The sequence below is a fragment of the Pseudomonas segetis genome, from assembly GCF_900188155.1.
GTDB classification, from domain to species: domain Bacteria; phylum Pseudomonadota; class Gammaproteobacteria; order Pseudomonadales; family Pseudomonadaceae; genus Aquipseudomonas; species Aquipseudomonas segetis.
Genome location: NZ_FZOG01000007.1, coordinates 191,095 through 207,053, shown reverse-complemented (window position 1 = coordinate 207,053; position 15,959 = coordinate 191,095). Strand labels below are relative to the sequence as shown.

Below are 15,959 nucleotides of genomic sequence, written 5' to 3'. Positions count from 1 at the left end.
TGCGCGATTAAGTTCCGGCAACAGCTTGGCGTTGCTGGTCGTTCAATCGGGTCTGTACTTCGGAGGCAGGCGAGCAGCATCGCTTAAGCGAGGCAGCCTGGTCAGTCAGCAGGGTGGGCTTGGTTGAGAGCTGTGTGGCACCGTTGTTACGAATGCGCTCTGCAACTAAATTCCAACGAGGGGGCCTTGCGTCTATCAGACGGGAGCCTATTTGACTTACAGCGTGGTACGAACAGCGGCAATACTAGCCGTTTGATCAAAAAATAGCCAGGGCTTTTATTGGTAGCCAAACTGGCGCACATTTACTGCAATGCACAGCGGATGCAATTTACCCGGTGCTCCGTTAGGATTAGCTCACTTTTGCTTCCTCACGCGACGGGTTTCGATGAGTTATCAGGTTCTTGCACGCAAATGGCGTCCGCGCACATTCAGCGAAATGGTGGGGCAGACCCACGTACTCAAAGCGTTGATTAATGCACTAGACAGCCAGCGCCTTCACCATGCGTATCTGTTTACCGGCACCCGTGGCGTGGGTAAAACCACTATTGCCCGAATTATTGCCAAGTGCCTGAATTGCGAAACCGGTATCAGTTCGACCCCATGCGGGACCTGCTCGATCTGCAGGGAAATCGATGAAGGACGCTTTGTAGACCTGATCGAAGTCGATGCTGCCAGCCGGACCAAGGTCGAAGACACCCGTGAGTTGCTCGACAACGTCCAGTATTCCCCGAGCCGTGGGCGCTTCAAGGTCTACCTGATCGACGAAGTGCACATGCTTTCCTCGCACTCGTTCAATGCCTTGCTCAAAACCCTGGAAGAGCCGCCGCCACACGTTAAATTCCTGCTGGCGACGACAGACCCGCAAAAACTGCCAGTCACTATTCTCTCGCGCTGCTTGCAGTTTTCGCTGAAAAACATGCCGCCTGAGCGCGTTGTCGAGCACCTGACCCACGTACTTGGTGTTGAGCAGATTCCATTTGAGGATGACGCCCTATGGTTGCTTGGGCGCGCAGCCGATGGTTCCATGCGTGACGCCATGAGCTTGACCGACCAGGCGATTTCGTTCGGCGAGGGCAAGGTGCTTGCCGCTGACGTACGGGCAATGCTTGGCACCCTGGACCATGGCCAGGTCTACGGCGTGCTGCATGCCTTGCTTGAAGGCGATGCTCGCGCTGTGATCGATGCTGTGCGTCACCTGGCTGAGCAAGGACCCGACTGGGCTGGCGTGTTGGCCGAGATACTCAATGTATTGCACCGCGTCGCCATTGCCCAGGCCCTGCCGGATGCAGTGGATAATGGCCAGGGCGACCGGGAGCGAGTCATGGCGCTGGCCCAGGCCTTGCCTGCAGAGGACATCCAGTTTTATTACCAGCTGGGCTTGATCGGTCGTCGCGACCTGCCACTGGCACCGGATCCCCGCAGCGGTTTCGAGATGGTGCTGCTGCGCATGCTGGCGTTCAGGCCTGCCGATAGCGATGATGCGCCGAGGGTGGCGCTAAAGCCGGTAGGGATTAGCCAGGCCACTGCTAATCCCCCAACAGAATCAGTGGCTGGCGCTGCACAAGCGGCTCCGGCAACTATTGCTCCAGCGCCTGTCGTTGAAACGCCTGCGGCTGTTACGGCTCAAGCTCCTGTATCAACAGTCGCCATCGAGCCTGTGGTTGAGTCCGCAGCCGAAACTGTGGCCGATCAGCCAGATGCTGTTGCCTCGCCTGTCGTAGCAGAACCAATTGCCAATGCAGCCCCTGCGCCTGCTCCCGTTGTCGAGCCACAACCAAGTGCACCTGCGGTAACCAATTTGCCCTGGGAAGAGCAGGCGCCCGAGCCGCTTGTTGGCGCAGAGGCCGCCGCTGAGCTGGTCAATCCGCCCGCTGAAATTGTCGAGGCGATCGAGCAGGGCGCGCAGGTCATTGCTGTGGCTGAGCCAGAAGCCGACGAAAGCGACGATGACGAGCCGCCGCTGGATTATGATTACGTGGAAATGGATGCTGATTCCATTGATTACGATTTCGACGCGGTCGAGCCTTCAGTACCAGCGGAGCCTGAACCGCAGCCTGCCATGCAGCCGGCAACAGGCCTGGCGGCTGATTGGTTGCAGTTGTTCCCGCAACTTGGCCTGTCGGGCATGACCGGGAGTATTGGTGCAAATTGCACGCTTATCTCGGTTGAGGGCGATAGCTGGTTGTTGCACCTTGATCCAGGCCATAGCGCCTTGTTCAATGCGACCCAGCAGCGGCGGCTCAATGATGCACTCAATGCCCAACTGGGCCGTGCCATCGAGTTGAAAATCGAATTGGTTACACCTGAACAGGAAACACCTGCGCAGGCTGCGGCGCGTCAGCGCGCTGATCGCCAGCGTGAGGCTGAAGAGTCGATCAACAATGACCCCTTCGTGCAGCAAATGATCCAACAGTTCACCGCGGTTATCCGCGCTGACAGTATTGAACCCATTGATACCCCAGTTAACCCCTGAATACCGAGGACAGCACCATGATGAAAGGTGGCGGCATGGCCGGCTTGATGAAGCAGGCGCAGCAGATGCAAGAAAAAATGCAGAAAATGCAGGAAGAATTGGCCAACGCTGAAGTTACCGGTCAATCCGGCGCCGGCTTGGTTAGCGTGGTGATGACTGGTCGCCACGACGTCAAGCGCATCAGCCTGGACGACAGCCTGATGCAGGAAGACAAGGAAATCCTCGAAGACCTCATTGCTGCGGCCGTCAATGATGCCGTGCGTAAAGTCGAGCAAAACAGCCAGAGCAAGATGGCCGGCATGACTGACGGCATGCAGTTGCCGCCTGGCTTCAAAATGCCATTCTAGGCAGCGCCGACAGTCTGATCGAATGACTGTTTTCCTATGTTCGCGGCGGTTTTACCTGGGTAAATTCGCGGCGAACATATTTCATCCTGCCTGGCAGCTCAGCTGACAGGCTTGGATAACCATCGATTTCTTCGCCTTATTGCCCACGCGAGTATTGCCATGAGCTTCAGCCCATTGATTCGCCAGTTGATCGATTCCCTGCGTGTATTGCCGGGAGTGGGGCAGAAGACTGCTCAGCGCATGGCCTTGCAGTTGCTCGAACGTGATCGCAGTGGTGCCTTGCGCCTGGCGCAGACCCTGACCCAGGCAATGGAAGGTGTTGGCCATTGCCAGCAGTGCCGTACGCTTAGCGAAGAAACTATTTGCCACATCTGCCAGGACACGCGGCGGGATGACACCCTGTTATGCGTGGTAGAAGGCCCGATGGATGTCTATGCGGTCGAGCAAACCGGGTTTCGCGGCCGTTATTTTGTGCTCAAGGGCCACTTGTCACCACTGGACGGGCTTGGGCCTGAAGCCATTGGTATCCCGCAATTACTCGCCCGTATCGAACAGCAAGGCACTTTTACCGAAGTGATCCTGGCAACCAATCCGACGGTAGAAGGTGAGGCCACCGCACACTACATCGCCCAGTTGCTGACCAACAAAGGCCTGATCGCCTCGCGCATTGCCCATGGCATGCCGCTGGGTGGCGAGTTGGAGCTGGTCGATGGCGGTACTTTGGCGCATGCGCTGGCAGGTCGTCGGCCTATCTCTATCTGATACGCCGGTCTATACGCTCAAGGGCGGTACCGAATTGGCTCGCAGGCTTGTGTTGCAGGTCTGGTTTGGACGCTGATTCGAGTGGATCACTGGATATTTGTTGTTGAGAAGCATTACCATTAGCATCTTCCGTTAAAAGATGCTTGTGAGTGCCTGCGATGTCGGTTGTGCAGTTGTCTTCCCAGCAGTACGTACAACGTCTCTACAGTGACCATAATGCCTGGCTCAATGGCTGGCTGCGTCAGCGCCTTGGTTGCGCGCATAACGCCGCAGACCTGGCGCAGGACACCTTTGTTCGCCTGCTCAAATCGCCTGATGGCCTGGCCACCTTGCGACAACCCCGTGCTTACCTGTCGACCATCGCCCATGGCCTGGTCGTTAACTTCTGGCGGCGACAGTCGGTCGAGCGGGCTTATCTGGACGCGCTCGCGGCGCAGCCAGAGGCGCTGGCTCCATCGCCAGAAGAACGTGAAGTGATTGTGGAAACCCTGCTGGCCATCGATGCGATGTTGCTGAGACTGCCGAGCAAGGTGCGCGAGGCATTTCTCTTGTCGCAACTTGATGGCCTGACCTATGCCGTCATTGCCCAGCGCCTGGCTGTATCCGAGCGTATGGTTAAAAAATACATGGCGCAGGCCATGTTGCATTGCCTGATGCTGGCGCAGCAATAGCATGTCTGCCCAGTCCGATTTCCGGGTACTTGAACAGGCCGCCGAATGGTTTGCGGTGTTAGCGAGCGAATCTGTCAGTGACAGGCAGCGCAAGGCGTGGCAGTTGTGGCTGGCGAGCAATCCGGCGCATCAGGCCGCCTGGCATCGGGTGCAGCAAATCAGTGGTCAATTCCAGGCCTTGCCTGCCGCCCAGCGTGAGCCTGGCCACAATGCTCTGCGCGCAGGCGTTCGTACTCGTCGTCAAGTGCTTAGCAGTTTGTTGCTGTTGGTGGGTGGCGCTGGTTTGGGCCTGACTGTGTCGCGCAAGCCCGTGCAGGCCTGGATGGCTGACCAGAGCAGCACAACCGGCCAGATCAGACAATTGCACTTGGCAGACGGCGCCCAGTTGTGGCTCAACAGCAACAGTTCAGTCGATATCGACTACAGCCTTGACCTGCGGTTATTACGTTTGTGGCAAGGCGAGTTGCTGGTCGACAGCGCCCCGGATATCCAGCAGCCAGCCCGGCCGTTGTGTGTCGACACGGTTGACGGGCGCTTGCAGGCGTTGGGTACTCGCTTCAGCGTGCGCATGCAGCAGGCTGGCACATTGCTCAGTGTCTTTGAAGGCCGTGTCCGCATTACCTGTGCTCAGGGGGCGAGCAAAGTGGTGGGCGCTGGACAGCAGGCCTGGTTTGATCGGCGGCAGATTGGCCCCATCAGCCAGGTTTCACCTGCCCGTAATGCCTGGCAGCGCGGCATGCTGCTGGCGGACGATCGTGCGCTCGGCGACTTCATCAGCGAACTGGCCGAGCATGTGCCCGGGCATTTGGCAGTCGACCCACGGATTGCCGGTCTGCATCTGGTTGGCGCATTCCCGTTGAATGACCCGGAACGCATCTATGCGGCGCTTGAGGCGAGTTTACCCATCCGTGTCAATCGGCGCTGGCCATGGTGGATCACCCTTGAGCCGGTTTCAGGTTAAGGCCTGCGATTGTTTTTTTATGCGATGGGTTCCCTTTTTCGCGACTCGTTTGGCCTATCAACATAACCATCTGCCAAAGGGTCATCCGATGCGCTCCAACGATTTTCGTCCAACTCATTTGCGCCAGGCTATTCGCTGCGCTGCACTGATGTTTCCACTTGCGCTGATGCCGCAGCAGTCCGTGGCTGCTGAAGCCCAGGCGGCGAGCCAGCAAGTGCGCCAATACAATATTGCGCCTGGCAACTTGTCATCTGCACTGAGCCGTTTTGCCGGTGAGGCGGGGGTGATGCTCTCGGTCGATGCACGGCTTACCGAAGGCAAGCAAACAGGGGGCTTGAACGGGGAGTACGGTGTTCACGAAGGCTTTACCCGCTTGCTCCAAGGCTCTGGCCTGAGTATCAGCCAGGGCGAGCAGGGCGGATATACGCTGCATGACCAGGGCAGTGACGGCGCCATGCAATTGCCCGCCACCACAGTCAAAGGCTTTGCCCTGGGCAATGCCCTGGGCAGCATCGATGGCTATAACGCCACGCACAGTAGCGTTGCCACCAAGACCAGCTTGCCCCTGCTTGAAACCTCGCAGTCGGTTTCGGTGGTAACGCGCGAGCAAATGGATGACCAAGGCTCGCAAACCGTTGCCGAAGCCATGCGCTACACCCCGGGTGTGATGACCAATCCGTACGGCGCGACGCATCGCTATGATTATGTAGCGATGCGCGGTTTCAATGACGGCTCGGTGGACAATCTGTTCCTCGACGGGCTGAAGATGATGGGCGACAGCGGCACCTACAGCAGCCTGCAGATCGACCCTTACTTTCTTGAGCGTATCGATATTCTGAAAGGCCCGTCCTCAGTGCTTTATGGGCGTAGCCTTCCGGGCGGTCTTGCGGCGATGACCACCAAGAAACCAGAGTTTCAGGCCTCAGGACAAATCCAGGCCATTGCCGGCAGCAACGACAAGAAAGGTATTGGTTTTGACTTCACCGGGCCATTGGATGACCAGCAGCGCATTGCCTATCGCCTGACCGGGCTGGTCGACAGCGCTGACACCCAATTCGATTACGCCGATGAAGAGCGTTACACCCTGGCGCCAAGTGTTTCGATCGACTTCAGCGAAGACACCCATTTGACCTTGCAGGCTTACCTGCAGAAAGATCCGAACAGCGGCTACCATGGCGGCCTGCCTGCAGAGGGTACGATCAATCGTCACGCGGGGCGCCATATCTCCGAGCATTTTTTCGAAGGTGAGCCGGATCAGGACAGCTTCGAGCGTGAGCAGCAGATGATCGGCTACCAGTTCGAGCATCGTTTCAACGATACCTGGTCGGCGCGGCAAAACTTCCGCTATCAAACCTCTGATGTCAGTGCCGAGCAAGTCTATGCCGCTGGCTGGGCCAATGATACCGAGTTGTATCGTGCCTATACCGGCGCTGATGAAAAGCTGCACGCCTGGATCATCGACAATATGCTCCAGGCCGAATTCAATACTGGCGCAGCGCAGCACACTGTAGTGGGCGGGCTTGACTATCAGCGGCGCAAAACCCGGGTCGACTACACCGCCGGCACCGCCAGCAATATCGATGCTTTCAACCCAGTCTACGGCGGCACGGTAACCATCAATCCGGCATGGTCAAGCAGTTCCACGCGACGGCTTGAGCAAACCGGTGTGTACCTGCAAGACCTGATCGCCCTGGATAACTGGCGTTTTTCGCTGGGCGTGCGCCAGGACTGGGTCAAGGTCGAGTCAGAAGACGAAATCTACGGCGGCACCAGCAAGGATGAACCCAGCAAGTTCACCGGGCGTGCCGGAGTGTTGTATCTGTTTGATAACGGCCTTGCGCCGTACATGAGTTACTCGGAGTCCTTCAACCCCAACGCCTATGCCGACCAGGACGGCAATCCGCTGGCGCCCACGGAAGGCAAGCAATGGGAGTTTGGCTTGAAGTTCCAGCCTAATGGTACCGATGACCTGTACACCGCATCGCTGTTTCATATCGATCAGGAAAACCTTGCAACCAAGGCCGCCGATGAAGACTTCTACCGCCCCGTCGGCGCTGTGCGCTCGCAAGGGTTGGAACTTGAGGCACGCCTGCAATTGACAGAAGCTGTGCGCCTGCTTGGCAGCTATACCTACACCGATATCGAATACTCGAAATCAATCATCAGCACCGTCGATCCAACCTTGGACAACAAGGGCAACTCACCGACCCAGGCCGCCGAGCACATGGCCTCGGCGTGGCTCGACTACAGCTTCCTTGGTGGTCGCCTTGAGGGGCTGAAAATCGGTGCAGGCGTGCGCTATGTGGGCGATAGCTGGGCGGATGCCGAGAATACACTTGAGGTGCCATCCTACACGCTGGTCGATGCATCCCTGGGTTATGACCTCGGCAAGCTGGGCCTGACCGGCGTCGATGTGCGCTTGAACGCCAATAACCTGACTGACAAAAAGTACGTGGCGTCTTGCGGCAGCCTTAACTATTGCTACTTTGGCGAAGAACGCAACATCACTGCGACGGCCAGTTACAACTTCTGATCTTGTGTCCCTAACGCCGGAGCTAGTAACTCCGGCGTTCTTTTTTCTGCAGCTTTGCAATCGAGCGGCTGTTGAGTCGGCGTTATGGCGGGTATCTCACCTTGCCTGCCTAGCAAGCGCTTGGTATGGTCGCAAGAAAATAACGAGCACAACCCATGACTGCCATGCACGACTATTTTGACGATTCCCATCGTTTAGTTCGCGATACCGTCCGGCGTTTTGTTGAGCGCGAAATTCTTGCGCATGTCGATCAGTGGGAGGAGGCTGGGGAATTCCCGCGTGAGCTGTATCAAAAGGCAGGCGCCGCAGGCATCCTGGGAATTGGTTACCCGGAAGATTTTGGTGGCAGTCACGAGGGCGATGTATTCGCCAAGGTTGCCGCCAGCGAGGAGTTGATGCGTTCAGGCTCTGGAGGCTTGGTCGCCGGCCTGGGATCGCTGGATATTGGTTTGCCACCGGTGCTCAAGTGGGCCAGGCCGGCACTGCGTGATCGTGTTGTGCCACAGGTGCTTGCAGGTGAAAAGATCATGGCGCTGGCGGTTACCGAGCCCGGCGGTGGCTCTGATGTTGCAAACCTGCAGACCCGTGCGGTGCGCGAGGGTGATTACTACCGGGTAACGGGCAGCAAGACCTTTATCACCAGCGGCGTGCGCGCCGATTTCTATACGGTTGCCGTGCGAACCGGTGGTGATGGCTTTGGCGGTGTCAGCTTGCTGCTGATCGAGAAGGGCACCCCTGGGTTCAGCGTCGGCCGCAAATTGAAAAAGATGGGCTGGTGGGCGTCGGACACCGCAGAGTTGTTCTTTGATGACTGCAAGGTGCCAGCCGAAAATCTGATTGGCGTTGAAAACATGGGCTTTGCCTGCATCATGGCCAACTTCCAGAGTGAGCGTCTGTCGTTGGCAATCATGGCGAACATGACGGCTCAGCTGGCGCTTGAGGCCTCCTTGCAGTGGGCGCGTGAGCGGCAGGCGTTCGGCAAACCTATCGCCAAGTTCCAGGTGCTCAAGCACCGCCTGGCTGAAATGGCCACTCAACTCGAAGTGTCGCGTGAGTTCACCTATCGCCAGGCTGCGCAGATGGCGGCTGGCAAGAGCGTGATCAAGGAGATATCCATGGCCAAGAACTTCGCCACTGATATCGCCGACAAGATTACCTATGACGCCGTGCAGATATTAGGCGGCATGGGTTATATGCGCGAAAGCCTTGTCGAACGCCTGTATCGCGACAACCGGATTCTTTCGATTGGTGGTGGTTCGCGCGAAATCATGAACGAGATCATCAGCAAGCAGATGGGCCTATAGCGGCTGTGGCAACGCAGGCTTGTAGCCTGCGAGAGCGCCATATCAGTCATCAGGCTACAAATTAGCTGGCACTGCGCAGGCGGGCGAGATCGCGTAAAGGCGGCGCGCCGAACAGGCGGCTGTATTCACGACTGAACTGGGACGGGCTCTCGTAGCCAACCTTGTAGCCTGCAACCGCCGCTTCCATGCCTTCGCTAAGCATCAGGCGCCTGGCTTCTTGCAGGCGCAACTGTTTCTGGTACTGCAGCGGGCTCAGTGCTGTTACTGCTTTGAAGCGGTGGTGCAGGGTTGATTGGCTGAGATTGACCTCGCGGGCCAGGTCTTCGATTCGCAAGGGCTCGGTGTAATTGCTGTTGAGCCAGTCAATCGCCCGGGCAATGCGATGGCTCTGGCTGTCATTGATCACTATTGCATGCAGGTGATGCCCTTGGGCACTGTGCAGCAAGCGGTAGAATATTTCGCGCAGCACCATGGGCGCCAGGATATTGATATCACGCGGTGTCTCAAGCAATTGCACCAGGCGAATCACGGCATCGAGCAGCGGCAAGTCAACCCGGTCCAGATACAAGCCACGACGCGGCCCGCTGTTGGGTACGCCTATTGGGCCTGTGTCGGCTATCAGATTGCTGACCAGCGCCGGGTCGATATCCAGGCGCAGGCAGAGGTAGGGCTTTTCAGGCGTGGCTTGCGTGATATGCCCGCTGACGGGCAAAGGGACGGAGGCCACCAGGTAATTGAGCGGGTCGTACAGGTACACCTCATCGGCCAGGCGTACCTCTTTGCGACCCTGGGCAATGATGCACAGGCTTGGCTTGTACAGCACCGGCATCGGCAGCGTTGGCTGGTCGGCGCGGGCGAGAAATACACCCTTGATTGCGGTCTCGACCACATCATCAGTCGGCACCAGCCGGCTTATCAGTGCGGCCAGTTCGTCCTGGCGCTGGGCGAGTAGTACGGCTGTGTGTTCAGGGCTTGTCATGCGCGGGTCTCTCGATTGGTCGCCAAAGCTTAGCCCGGTAGATCAGGCAATTGGTGGCCTGGGAAATACTATTGCAGGAATAGGCAAAAATTGGCTTTTAACAGGCAATTGCCGATGCCGCGCCTACAGGTTAAATGGTTTTGACTCAAGCGACACCAGCCAATAACAAACTGCTCTTGCAGTTTTAGGCAATAACCAACCAGTAATTGACTAGTGGCAATAGCGGCTAGCCGATTACTCTTTAGCTACTGGGAAATGTTCTATTACCCAGGCGCAGTGCAACGCTGACGCACAGGTTCAGCAGATATTCGATCTGCACTGAATCGGCTCTGACCCAAGCTCTGGTCAAAGCCATTACGCTAGCCAATCAAAAGCAGGTACAGACTCTCGGGGCCGTTGGCGCGAATTTATCGCTGACTGTCTTGCCGTTGTAACTGTATTTGGCGATCCCTGTCGCGTCAGCAGGCTGAAACAGCGGTTAACAAAGAGATGGAGAGCGACATGACGACTTATCAATGTGCCCTGATCCGGGCCAACAGCGGCTGTGATGAAGTGCTTGGAGCTTATTTGTGCGAAGCCCTTGATGATGTTTCGTCCATGGCCGGTTGCCGAGCATTTGCTGTCGAGGCAGATCCGCAACTCAGCGCCAATTGGCTGTTGAGTGCAACCTGGGAATCACCAGAGGCGATGCGCGCGTTTATAGGCAGCGAGCAACTGGCGCAGGTGCTCAGTCACGCATTGCAACAAGGTTGGATCCAGGAAATCAACTGCAACGCGCCCTAGGGGCGCGCTGCAGCTTTAGGGGAGGGGTTAGGCTTGTGCGACCAGTTCTTCGAGGTGGTCGATAATGTCGTCGGGCTTGAGTACCAGCACATCGCTCTCAAGCGCGTCGAGAATCACCTCGGCAGTATTGCCGATCAATGCGCCGGAAATCCCCGTGCGTGCGACAGTGCCAATGACGGTGACCACCGCGCCAAGGTTATGCGCAGTAAGTGGGATCAATGAGTCGGCCGGGCCTTCGGCAATGTGCAGGCGGTCCTCGCTGATGTCGAACTCAGCCTGGAACTCCTTGCAGGCTGCCCGGTAGCGCGCCTCGATTGTTTCTTTGAGTTGGAATGTTGGGTCAGCGGCAGACAGCATCGGTGTCGGGTGTGCGCTGATTACGTGCAGCTTGGCGTGGGCCAGGCCGGCAATCTCGAAGCCGTGGCTGATAATCCCGGCGTGGAGTGCCTTGTGCTCGTAGTCATCGTTGCCAACATCGACTGCCGCCAGCACCACTCCATCGGTCCAGGGACGATCGGTCTTGACCATCAACACCGGGCTGGGGCAATAGCGCAGGAGTTTCCAGTCATCGGGCGTGAGAAGGGCGCGTTTGAGTGGGTTGTCTGGCAGGTGCTGCTTGATGACCAGGCCGCAGCCCTCGGCCTGCTGCTCGGTAATAATGGTGTTGTGCAGGTTGTCGCGCCAGGCCTGGTTGCTACTGACGCTAAAGCCCTCGTCAATCACCATGCTGCAAAGGTCTGCGAGAAACGCCGAGTGGTCGCCTTTGTGGCTGCAAACCAGCAGGTGTAAGTGCGAGCCGGTGACGCCGGAAATCAATTTGGCACGCTTGAGCGCCAGAGCGTCCGGCAGTGCGGGGTCAAGCACAACGAGAATGCTTCGGATTGCTTGCATGATGATCTCCCAGGGAATCTGCACCACTTCATCAACTATAGATGCAACCAGCGCACTGTGTAGTTGATGCAAGTCAATCTGCCGGGCTAGCTGTTCGCCGTGTCATTCGTATAATGTGCCGCCGGTATCTACGCCGGTTTCGTCCTTGATTGTTGTGAGCCTATGCAACCGCCAGCCAATATTGATTGTTTGTCGCGTCTTCGCACGCCCCTAGTGTCAGCCACAGTGCTGGCTTGGTTATTTGTGTCCATCACTACGGAGCGTGCCTGTGCTGACTGAAATCAATGCGTTTCTGGGCAGTGAAACACCGCAAGGCTGGATCGATGCGGCGCTTGACCAGCAAGAAGTGATGCTGCTGGATCACAAGAATTGTGAATTCAAGGCCGCATCAACCGCCTTGAGCCTGATTGCCAAGTACAACACCCATACCGACCTAGTGGTCTATATGTCGCGCCTGGCCCGTGAAGAGCTGGTGCACCATGAGCAAGTCGTGCGCATCATGAAAAAGCGCAAAATCGAATTGCGGCCACTGTCAGCCGGCCGTTATGCCTCAGGTTTACGCGCCGGGGTACGCAACCATGAACCAGTGAAGATGGTCGATACCCTTGTGGTCGGTGCTTTTATCGAGGCGCGCAGTTGTGAGCGTTTTGCCAAGATTTACCCGCATTTGGACGAAGAACTCGGCAAATTCTACCATGGTTTGCTGAAGTCGGAAGCTCGGCATTACCAGCATTACCTCAAGTTTGCCTATCAGTTTGGCGATGCGGCGGATGTTGAGCGGAGCATCGAGCGGATAAGGGCAATCGAGCAGGAACTGATTGCCAGCCCCGACACAGAGTTTCGCTTTCACAGTGGCGTGCCAGTCGCCTCCTGACCTGCTGTACCCCCTCTAAAACGCGGTTTTCAGCAGCAAGCCTTGGCTTGCGGCTCGCTCGCGCCTGAAAAATGCAACAAAATGTTTTGAAATATAGCTGCCTAGGCAGTAATATCTAGCGCATTCTCTGCCTAGGCAGCTTTTTAGGTGCGCAATGAGTAATCCAACCCCGCCATTATTTCCATTTTCCGTGATGGGCCTGTTGATCGGTCGTACGGCATTGCTTAAAGACCAGATCCTGGACCGCAACCTGGAGCCTTATTCGGTCACGGCAGCGCAGTTCAAGGTGCTGATCATGATTGCCCACTTTGAGGTGGATACCCCAGCCGAGCTCTGCCGGCAACTGTCGTTGGACAGTGGTGCCATGACCCGCATGCTCGATCGGCTTGAGCACAAGCAATTGGTTATCCGGCGTCGCTGTGCCGAAGACCGCCGTCATGTGCGCCTGGCGTTGGCCGAAGACGGACTGGCGTTGGCGAATCAACTGCCAAGAATCGGTACTGCTGCGATGGATGAGTTGCTTGGGGTGCTGGAGCCGGAAGAGCGCGCCATGCTCGAGAGAATCCTCAAGAAAATACTGTTCAGCGCAGGAGACACCATCACTATGCAACGTCTGGGTGATCATCAATGAGTCGCGCAATCAGGCAGCAATTTTCCCTTGCACTGCTGGCGCTGAGTATTGCCGGCTGTGCCAATTATTCAGGTCTCAATACTTCGGGCACGGGCATTGATGCCAGTGAACTGCAAGCCCAGAAGTCGTTAAGTGAGGTCAAGGTTTCCCCGGCCAGCTGGCCCAAAAGCGACTGGTGGAGAAGCCTCGGCGATGCCCAGCTCAATGGGTTGATTGAAGAAGCCCTGAGAGACAGTCCGGACCTGCAGGTGGCTGAGGCGCGTGCGCACCAGGCAAGTGCCGCAGCCTATGCGGTGGATGCCGAGCGAATGCCGCAAATTGATGCCCAGGCCGGAGTTGATCGTGAGCGCTTGGCCCGCGTCCAGGATCCCACGGGCGAGGGCAGCCGTTACAGCACCTTGCGCAGCGCAGCCATAGACTTCAACTACAACTTCGATTTGTGGGGAGGGCAACGTGCCGCTTGGGAGGCCGCCCTGGGGCAGGCACGCGCCGCGGAAGTGGATCAGAAAGCTGCACAGCTGACGATTGCCGCCGACGTGGCCCGAGCCTACAACAACCTGGGCCAAGCCCATGCGCTGCATGACCTGGCCCTTGAAGACCTAAAGCGCACCACGCAGATGGTCAAGCTCGGCAAGCGCCGCATGGATGCAGGTATTGACAGTGTTTATCAGTACCAGCAATCCGAGAGTCTTGCCGCCAGTTCCAAAGAGCAGTTGCTTGCCTCGGAAAAGAATCTGCAAAGCGCCAAGATTGCTCTGGCGGTGTTGCTTGGCAAGGGACCTGACCGTGGTGAGCAAATCGCCCGGCCTGCGATCTTGCAGGCCAGTGCCGTTGCCTTGCCCAGCCAGTTGCCGGCTGAGTTGCTTGGGCGGCGCCCGGATATAGTCGCATCACGCTGGAGAGTTGAAGCCGCCAGCAAAAATATTGATGCCAGCAAGACGCGCTTTTACCCCAATCTCAACCTGAGCGCCTCGGGTGGTGTGCAATCGCTGCTGGGCGATGCCATGTTTGGCAATGCCAGCCGATTTTTCTCCATAGGCCCAAGCCTGTCGCTGCCGCTGTTTGACGGGGGCCGCCTACGTGCGGATCTTGATGCGCGCGATGCCGATTACGACCTGGCGGTTGCTCAGTACAACAAGAACCTGGTGCAGGCGCTGGGGCAGGTCAGTGACACCATCAGCCAGTTGCGCTCGATTGACCAGCAAATAGATTCGCAAAGCCTTGCTGCCCGGATTGCACAGAACTCCTACGACACTGTCGCCGACCGCTATGGCTCGGGGATAGGCAATTATCTCGACGTGTTGAGCATTGAGCAGCAGCTACTCGGCGCACAGCGCCAGCTGGCCAACCTCAATGCCGAACAAATCAACTTGTCGATCCTGCTTATGGAGGCGCTAGGTGGTGGTTACCAACCTGATACCACAGCCCTCGACACCACATCGCTAAGCGCGCACGCCAACGCGCCGCTCACTGAATAATCAAAGGTAACTTGCCATGGCTACAGCTACTCATTCTGAACCCGCTGAAAACCAACAAGCAGTTGATGCGGGCAATAAGCGCAAGCGCAAAACCTGGCTGTTTGTACTCTTGCTGGTGGTCATTCTCGGTGGCTTGGGCTTTGCGGCCTGGTACGAGTTTTATGGGCGCTGGAATGAAAACACCGACGATGCCTACGTCAACGGTAACGTTGTCGAGATCACGCCACTGATTACCGGCACTGTTGTCAGTATTGGTGCCGATGATGGTGACCTGGTGCATGAGGGCCAGGTGCTGGTCAACTTCGATCCAAGCGATGCATTGGTTGGGTTGCAAAGCGCCAAGGCCAATCTTGCGCGCACCGTACGCCAGGTGCGCGGCTTGTACAGCAATGTCGATGCCATGAAGGCGCAGGTGCAAACACAGTTGACTGCGGTGCAAAAAGCCAAGAAAGACTACCAGCGCCGGCAGAGCCTGGCCGCTGGCGGGGCGATTTCCCGCGAGGAACTGTCCCACGCCCGTGATGCACTGACCTCGGCGCAAAGCGCCTTGAATAACGCGCAACAACAACTCAACAGCACCCGGGCGCTGGTCGATGACACCGTTATCGCTTCGCATCCGGATGTGCTGGCTGCGGCAGCCGATTTGCGTCAAGCCTACCTCAACAATGCACGCAGTGCCTTGATTGCTCCTGTGACCGGTTACGTGGCCAAGCGTACCGTGCAACTTGGCCAGCGCGTCCAGCCGGGCACGCCGTTGATGGCCGTGGTGCCACTGGATCAAGTGTGGATCGATGCCAACTTCAAGGAGACCCAGTTAAGCAAAATGCGTATTGGACAGTCAGTCGAGATCACCAGCGACCTGTATGGCGATGACGTGACTTTCAACGGCACGGTCGACAGCCTCGGGGCGGGCACTGGCAGTGCTTTTGCACTCTTGCCCGCGCAAAACGCTACCGGCAACTGGATCAAGATCGTGCAACGTGTTCCGGTGCGCATCCATATCAACCACGACGAGTTGGCCAAGCACCCGCTGCGCATTGGCCTGTCAACCCTGGTCAATGTCAACCTGCACGACCAAAGCGGCCCGGTCCTGGCCCAGCAGCCGCCGGTCAAGGCCTCGTACACCACCAATGTCTACAAGCAGCAGCTGGCTGATGCCGATGCCCTGATCAGCAAGCTGATCAAGGACAACAGCGAGCCAGTGGCCAAAACCGCGGCGCGTTAATCCCCTCGGGCCTCGCTTATCGGGCGAGGCCAGTCTTAATACATTAA

The 15,959-nt window shown here is 57.4% G+C and carries 14 protein-coding genes; 12 read left to right on the top strand and 2 right to left on the bottom strand.

Annotation, left to right across the window (positions count from 1 at the left end; genetic code table 11):
• Nucleotides 1-385 precede the first annotated feature (385 nt).
• From dnaX to CHB79_RS19650, 7 genes are all read left to right on the top strand, one after another.
• The gene (gene dnaX, locus CHB79_RS19680) at nucleotides 386-2,473 is read left to right on the top strand and encodes a DNA polymerase III subunit gamma/tau (RefSeq protein ID WP_089361132.1); all 2,088 of its coding nucleotides are present in this window, start codon (nucleotides 386-388) and stop codon (nucleotides 2,471-2,473) included.
• Nucleotides 2,474-2,493: 20 nt separating this feature from the next.
• Complete coding sequence (locus CHB79_RS19675) at nucleotides 2,494-2,820, top strand: YbaB/EbfC family nucleoid-associated protein (RefSeq protein ID WP_010490263.1); 327 nt, start codon at nucleotides 2,494-2,496, stop codon at nucleotides 2,818-2,820.
• A gap of 159 nt (nucleotides 2,821-2,979) precedes the next feature.
• The gene (recR, locus tag CHB79_RS19670) at nucleotides 2,980-3,582 is read left to right on the top strand and encodes a recombination mediator RecR (protein ID WP_089361131.1); all 603 of its coding nucleotides are present in this window, start codon (nucleotides 2,980-2,982) and stop codon (nucleotides 3,580-3,582) included.
• A gap of 158 nt (nucleotides 3,583-3,740) precedes the next feature.
• Nucleotides 3,741-4,253: a sigma-70 family RNA polymerase sigma factor gene (locus CHB79_RS19665; RefSeq protein ID WP_089361130.1), complete on the top strand. Its 513-nt coding sequence runs from the start codon at nucleotides 3,741-3,743 to the stop codon at nucleotides 4,251-4,253.
• Between the two features lies 1 nt (nucleotide 4,254).
• A complete protein-coding gene (locus CHB79_RS19660; protein ID WP_089361129.1) occupies nucleotides 4,255-5,214 on the top strand; it encodes a FecR domain-containing protein in 960 nt (319 codons plus the stop codon).
• 88 nt (nucleotides 5,215-5,302) lie between these two features.
• The gene (locus CHB79_RS19655; protein WP_089361149.1) at nucleotides 5,303-7,747 is read left to right on the top strand and encodes a TonB-dependent siderophore receptor; all 2,445 of its coding nucleotides are present in this window, start codon (nucleotides 5,303-5,305) and stop codon (nucleotides 7,745-7,747) included.
• 155 nt (nucleotides 7,748-7,902) lie between these two features.
• Complete coding sequence (locus CHB79_RS19650; RefSeq protein ID WP_089361128.1) at nucleotides 7,903-9,051, top strand: acyl-CoA dehydrogenase family protein; 1,149 nt, start codon at nucleotides 7,903-7,905, stop codon at nucleotides 9,049-9,051.
• Between the two features lie 61 nt (nucleotides 9,052-9,112).
• Here the strand turns inward: CHB79_RS19650 and CHB79_RS19645 are convergent, their stop codons facing one another.
• Nucleotides 9,113-10,030: an AraC family transcriptional regulator gene (locus tag CHB79_RS19645; protein WP_089361127.1), complete on the bottom strand. Its 918-nt coding sequence runs from the start codon at nucleotides 10,028-10,030 to the stop codon at nucleotides 9,113-9,115.
• 501 nt (nucleotides 10,031-10,531) lie between these two features.
• Between CHB79_RS19645 and CHB79_RS19640 the strand changes: the two genes are divergently transcribed.
• Nucleotides 10,532-10,813 carry an antibiotic biosynthesis monooxygenase family protein gene (locus CHB79_RS19640; protein WP_010490255.1) on the top strand — a complete coding sequence of 94 codons (282 nt, stop codon included), beginning with the start codon at nucleotides 10,532-10,534 and terminating at the stop codon, nucleotides 10,811-10,813.
• A gap of 27 nt (nucleotides 10,814-10,840) precedes the next feature.
• Here the strand turns inward: CHB79_RS19640 and CHB79_RS19635 are convergent, their stop codons facing one another.
• A complete protein-coding gene (locus CHB79_RS19635; RefSeq protein ID WP_089361148.1) occupies nucleotides 10,841-11,704 on the bottom strand; it encodes a universal stress protein in 864 nt (287 codons plus the stop codon).
• 268 nt (nucleotides 11,705-11,972) lie between these two features.
• Between CHB79_RS19635 and CHB79_RS19630 the strand changes: the two genes are divergently transcribed.
• The 4 genes from CHB79_RS19630 (at nucleotide 11,973) to CHB79_RS19615 (ending at nucleotide 15,912) form a co-directional block, all read left to right on the top strand.
• Nucleotides 11,973-12,578: a MiaE family protein gene (locus CHB79_RS19630; RefSeq protein ID WP_010490251.1), complete on the top strand. Its 606-nt coding sequence runs from the start codon at nucleotides 11,973-11,975 to the stop codon at nucleotides 12,576-12,578.
• A 154-nt stretch (nucleotides 12,579-12,732) separates the two neighbouring features.
• Entirely contained in the window at nucleotides 12,733-13,209 is a 477-nt protein-coding gene (locus CHB79_RS19625) for a MarR family winged helix-turn-helix transcriptional regulator (RefSeq protein WP_010490249.1), read from the top strand.
• The gene (locus tag CHB79_RS19620; RefSeq protein ID WP_089361126.1) at nucleotides 13,206-14,687 is read left to right on the top strand and encodes an efflux transporter outer membrane subunit; all 1,482 of its coding nucleotides are present in this window, start codon (nucleotides 13,206-13,208) and stop codon (nucleotides 14,685-14,687) included. The genes CHB79_RS19625 and CHB79_RS19620 overlap by 4 nt, the downstream gene beginning before the upstream one ends.
• Nucleotides 14,688-14,703: 16 nt before the next feature.
• Nucleotides 14,704-15,912 carry an HlyD/EmrA/EmrK family protein gene (locus CHB79_RS19615; protein WP_089361125.1) on the top strand — a complete coding sequence of 403 codons (1,209 nt, stop codon included), beginning with the start codon at nucleotides 14,704-14,706 and terminating at the stop codon, nucleotides 15,910-15,912.
• Nucleotides 15,913-15,959 lie beyond the last annotated feature (47 nt).

What these genes read in the sequence shown, in the direction of transcription:
- CHB79_RS19665 (WP_089361130.1), top strand. Translation starts at nt 3,741, where the DNA reads ATGTCGGTTGTGCAGTTGTCTTCCCAGCAGTACGTACAACGTCTCTAC.
- CHB79_RS19615 (WP_089361125.1), top strand. Translation starts at nt 14,704, where the DNA reads ATGGCTACAGCTACTCATTCTGAACCCGCTGAAAACCAACAAGCAGTT.
- CHB79_RS19655 (WP_089361149.1), top strand. Translation starts at nt 5,303, where the DNA reads ATGCGCTCCAACGATTTTCGTCCAACTCATTTGCGCCAGGCTATTCGC.
- recR (WP_089361131.1), top strand. Translation starts at nt 2,980, where the DNA reads ATGAGCTTCAGCCCATTGATTCGCCAGTTGATCGATTCCCTGCGTGTA.
- CHB79_RS19625 (WP_010490249.1), top strand. Translation starts at nt 12,733, where the DNA reads ATGAGTAATCCAACCCCGCCATTATTTCCATTTTCCGTGATGGGCCTG.
- dnaX (WP_089361132.1), top strand. Translation starts at nt 386, where the DNA reads ATGAGTTATCAGGTTCTTGCACGCAAATGGCGTCCGCGCACATTCAGC.
- CHB79_RS19660 (WP_089361129.1), top strand. Translation starts at nt 4,255, where the DNA reads ATGTCTGCCCAGTCCGATTTCCGGGTACTTGAACAGGCCGCCGAATGG.
- CHB79_RS19620 (WP_089361126.1), top strand. Translation starts at nt 13,206, where the DNA reads ATGAGTCGCGCAATCAGGCAGCAATTTTCCCTTGCACTGCTGGCGCTG.
- CHB79_RS19635 (WP_089361148.1), bottom strand. Translation starts at nt 11,704, where the DNA reads ATGCAAGCAATCCGAAGCATTCTCGTTGTGCTTGACCCCGCACTGCCG.
- CHB79_RS19645 (WP_089361127.1), bottom strand. Translation starts at nt 10,030, where the DNA reads ATGACAAGCCCTGAACACACAGCCGTACTACTCGCCCAGCGCCAGGAC.
- CHB79_RS19640 (WP_010490255.1), top strand. Translation starts at nt 10,532, where the DNA reads ATGACGACTTATCAATGTGCCCTGATCCGGGCCAACAGCGGCTGTGAT.
- CHB79_RS19675 (WP_010490263.1), top strand. Translation starts at nt 2,494, where the DNA reads ATGAAAGGTGGCGGCATGGCCGGCTTGATGAAGCAGGCGCAGCAGATG.
- CHB79_RS19650 (WP_089361128.1), top strand. Translation starts at nt 7,903, where the DNA reads ATGACTGCCATGCACGACTATTTTGACGATTCCCATCGTTTAGTTCGC.